Consider the following 3,718-nt stretch of genomic DNA (forward strand, 5'->3'; position numbering starts at 1 on the left):
CTGCGGGCGCGCGCACCGGCGCGTTCATGCGGGTCCCGGCCGGACGGAAGGCGAGCATGCGCAGGAGCGCCATCGTGAAGCCCGCGTATTCGTCGGGCGCCAACCCCATGTCGTTTCGGCCGTGAAGCGCAATCTGGTAGCAGAGCTGCACCTCTTCGGGGCTCATCTTCGCGGCGAGGGCCGCAAGACCCGCGTGGTCCGGGTCGGACGCGTCGACCGCGCCGGGGACGCGCTGCATGAGCGCGATGCGGTGAAGCGCCGCGGCGAGGTCCCTCATCGCCTGAGCAAACGAAAGACTCTGCGTCTGCATGTCGTCCGCGATGCGGATCATGCCGGCGGCGTCACCGTCAGCGACGGCGTTCAGGAGCCCGAAGAGCATTTCGGACCCGCTCATCCCGAGCATGTCGCGCACGGGCTGCAGCCGCACGGCGCCGCCGCAGTAGGCGATCGCCTGGTCGAGAAGCGAGAGGCCGTCTCGCATCGAGCCGCGGGCGCCTTCGGCGAGAAGCCGCAGCGCCCCGACTTCGTACTCGATCCCTTCGGCTTGGAGGATCGTTTCCATGTGGGAGACGATCCCCTGCGGGGTCATGTTGCGGAGGCTGAACTGAAGGCAGCGCGAGAGCACCGTGACCGGGACCTTCTGCGGGTCCGTGGTCGCGAGGATGAACTTCACGTACTCGGGCGGCTCCTCCAAGGTCTTCAGCATCGCGTTGAAGGCCGTGCTGGAGAGCATGTGCACTTCGTCGATCATGTAGACCTTGAAGCGGCCTTCGGTCGGGGCGTACATCGCGCGCTCCAGAAGCGCCGTCATGTCCTCGACCGAACGGTTCGAGGCCGCGTCCATCTCGATGTAGTCGACGAAGCGGCCTTCGTCGATCGCGCGGCAGGCGGGGCAGACGCCGCAGGGGTGCGACGTCACGTCGCCCTTGCCGTCCGCGCCCTGGCAGTTCAGGGCCTTCGCGAAGATGCGCGAAATCGTCGTCTTCCCGACGCCTCGGGTCCCCGTGAAGAGGTACGCGTGGTGCAGGCGCTTTTCGTCCAAGGCTCGCGTGATCGCGGTGACGACGTGGTCCTGACCGACGATCGTCTCGAAGTCATGGGGGCGCCACTTGCGGGCGAGTACCTGGTAGTTGCTGCTCATCTCGATGCGCGCTTCTCGGGAATTGGGTGGGCGCGGATGCCGCGGATGCGATCAGGGGCGGCACCGCCGCCCCGCGTTCTCCGTCCGCGTCCGTTCTTGTCCTTTGGGAAGCCTTATTTTAGCGGCGGCGCTCGGCTTGGGCGACGAAGGCTTCAAGCGCTTCGCCCTCCAGGCGGCAGATGCGCCAGTCGTCGAGAATCTTGGCGCCCAACCGGTGGTAGAAGTCGATCGCGGGCTGGTTCCAGTCGAGCACCACCCACTCGAACCTCGGGCAGCCTTCGCGCGCGGCGGTCAAGGCCAGCGTCTCCATCAGAAGGCGCCCGCCGCCCATCCCGCGGAATTCCGGTTCGACGAAGAGGTCTTCGAGGTAGAGCCCGCGCTTCGACCGGAAGGTCGAGAAATTGTAGAAGTAGAGCGAAAAGCCCACGGGGCGCTCGCCCTCGTCGGTCTTCGCCCAAAGGAGGTTGCAGTGCGCGCCCCGCTTTTCGCCGAAGAGCGCCTCACGGATCAATTCGGGCGTGCTCTCGCACTGGTCGGCGAGCTTTTCGTAGGCGGCGAGCGCGTGGATCAGCCGGGAGACTTCGGCGCAGTCCTCTTCGCGCGCCGGGCGGACCTCAAAGGTCGTCATGGGCAAAACTCCTTCTTCGTGCGGCGAAAGGAAAGTCGGTCGGTCTTCGCCGCGGCGGAAAGAACTTGATAGCACGCCGCCCGGAATTTCTCAATGGATGAGGTCGACCGCAACCTTCGCGGCGAGCGCCCAGAAGAGGATCGCCCCGGTGCGGTAGATGACGCGCGCGGCGCGGTCGCTCTTCAGGAACCCGCGGAAGTGGCAGGTCACCATCGAGTAGCCCGTGTGGATGAAAAAGACGAGGAGGAAGTACGTGACGGACAAGACCGTCACCTGTTCGCGGTAGCTGTAGGCGGGATCGATGAACTGCAGGAACACCGAGAAGAAGAACATGATCAGCATCGGGTTCGTCATCTGGAGGGCGACCCCTTCCATGACGAGACGCCAACGCACGAAGTTCGGGTCGAAGACGACGTCCTTCGCTTCGTGGCCCGCGAGTTTGAAGCTGAAGCCCTTCGCCTTCCAGGCCTTCCAGCCCAACCACACCATGTAGAGGGCGCCCACCGTGCGGAGCAGATCGTACGCCTCGGGCGAGTAGCGGAGCATCGCCCCGATGCCGCTCACCGTGATCAGGGCCATGATGATCGTCCCGGAAGCGACCCCCAGGATCCCCCACACCGCGCCGCGGTAGCCGTGGCGGATCGACTTCATGATCGTCATGAGAACGCCCGGGCCGGGCGAGAGCACCGTCGTGGCGGCGGTGACGAGGTAGAGGAGGTAGAGCGACGTGTTCATGGCCGTCCGGGGATCGTGCTGGTCTCAAAGAACGCGGGGCCGTTGGTCGTCGGCGGCCGGGTTCATTGGCCGAGTCTAGCGCCGGGCGCGGTCCGCCGTCTCCCGGGGTCCGCCGCCCCGCGGGAGAGCCGAACGCACCGTCAGGCCGCGCCGCACGGCGGAGATCTCCGGGGAGAGCCCCGACCGAAGCGCGGATTGCTCAGCATTTTCAAGGGCTTGAGACGTTTCAGGGCACCTCCCGAGCGGCGTTCGGCACCTGCGCGGCAGTCGGCCGGGACGGGCTTGAGGGCCCTCTGCGGGGAGGAAGCGCGGGAAAACGAGAAGACGAGGAGACGCCTCACCGTTCGGCGGATCCGAAGGGCGCGAGAATGCGGGCGGAGAAGAGAGGAGTCGAAGAGGCGGGACGCTTCCGTCGGATGCGGAAACGCCGGATGCGAAAATGGCGAGCCTTATCCTCGGCACTGCGCTCAGACCAGTATGGCTGCTTCGTTCCCGACCTGACCAGGTTCCTGGGGAGCACATGCGAGGGGACCCGCCAAGGTGCGCATTCTAGCGGCAGACGCCGCAAATTGCAAAAAAGCGTACGCCGTTCGCCGCGCCGCTCGGAAACATTTCGGACGAGGTGGTACTATTGCCCTCACCGGAATCGGCCGTTCGGCCCGATTCACTTCTTCCGAAGAGCGCTCCGTCCGGAGCGGCTCCATACACCACACCCAGCGACGACGATCCGACGGTCCGGCTTGACGCCGAGCCGCCCAGGTGACGCCTGCACACAGAACACGCGTTCCCGACGGCCCGCCCTCCCCCGAGAGCGACCTCCCAACGCCCGCCGCACACTCCATTCCAAGCATTACGGAGGCTCTCATGAGCGAAATCAAGCACGTCAACGACGAAAACTTCGAAGCCGAAGTCATTCAGTCCGGCAAGACCGTCTTCGTCGACTTCTGGGCGACCTGGTGCGGCCCCTGCCGCATGCTCGCCCCGCGCCTTGAACAGGCCGCGAAGACCTTCGACGGCCGCGCCGTCATCGCCAAGTACGACGTCGACGAATCGTCCGGCCGCGCCGGCGAATACGGCGTTCGCGGCATCCCCACGATCATCGCCTTCCGCAACGGCCAGGTCGTCGACCAGCACACCGGCTCCTGCTCGCAGGACGTGCTCGACGCCTTCATCGAAAAGAACCTCTAAGGAACAGTAAAGAAATAAAATTTACT

The 3,718-nt window shown here is 65.5% G+C and carries 4 protein-coding genes and 1 other RNA gene; 1 reads left to right on the plus strand and 4 read right to left on the minus strand.

Translation table 11 applies throughout. From position 1 onward, the window contains the following. The 4 genes from dnaX to ffs all read right to left on the minus strand — a co-directional run. Positions 1–1,141 (minus strand): DNA polymerase III subunit gamma/tau (dnaX, locus tag HMPREF9440_RS02525; RefSeq protein WP_008541191.1); only part of this gene is annotated, 1,141 nt, incomplete at its 3' end. Positions 1,142–1,259: 118 nt separating this feature from the next. Continuing rightward, a complete protein-coding gene (locus HMPREF9440_RS02530) occupies positions 1,260–1,769 on the minus strand; it encodes a GNAT family N-acetyltransferase (protein WP_008541192.1) in 510 nt (169 codons plus the stop codon). A 90-nt stretch (positions 1,770–1,859) separates the two neighbouring features. Next, on the minus strand, positions 1,860–2,504 hold the full coding sequence (locus HMPREF9440_RS02535) for a LysE family translocator (protein ID WP_008541193.1): 645 nt from the start codon (positions 2,502–2,504) through the stop codon (positions 1,860–1,862). A gap of 438 nt (positions 2,505–2,942) precedes the next feature. After that, positions 2,943–3,041, minus strand: an RNA gene (ffs, locus tag HMPREF9440_RS10915) — signal recognition particle sRNA small type. 327 nt (positions 3,042–3,368) lie between these two features. Between ffs and trxA the strand changes: the two genes are divergently transcribed. Next, positions 3,369–3,692, plus strand: coding sequence for a thioredoxin (trxA, locus tag HMPREF9440_RS02540; protein ID WP_008541195.1), 324 nt, complete (start codon positions 3,369–3,371; stop codon positions 3,690–3,692). Positions 3,693–3,718: the final 26 nt, after the last annotated feature.

It is taken from the genome of Sutterella parvirubra YIT 11816, from assembly GCF_000250875.1.
Classification (GTDB): domain Bacteria; phylum Pseudomonadota; class Gammaproteobacteria; order Burkholderiales; family Burkholderiaceae_F; genus Sutterella; species Sutterella parvirubra.

Bases quoted from the DNA above. Each gene is read 5' to 3' on its own strand.
- HMPREF9440_RS02530 (WP_008541192.1), bottom strand. From the start codon at position 1,769: ATGACGACCTTTGAGGTCCGCCCGGCGCGCGAAGAGGACTGCGCCGAA.
- HMPREF9440_RS02535 (WP_008541193.1), bottom strand. From the start codon at position 2,504: ATGAACACGTCGCTCTACCTCCTCTACCTCGTCACCGCCGCCACGACG.
- trxA (WP_008541195.1), top strand. From the start codon at position 3,369: ATGAGCGAAATCAAGCACGTCAACGACGAAAACTTCGAAGCCGAAGTC.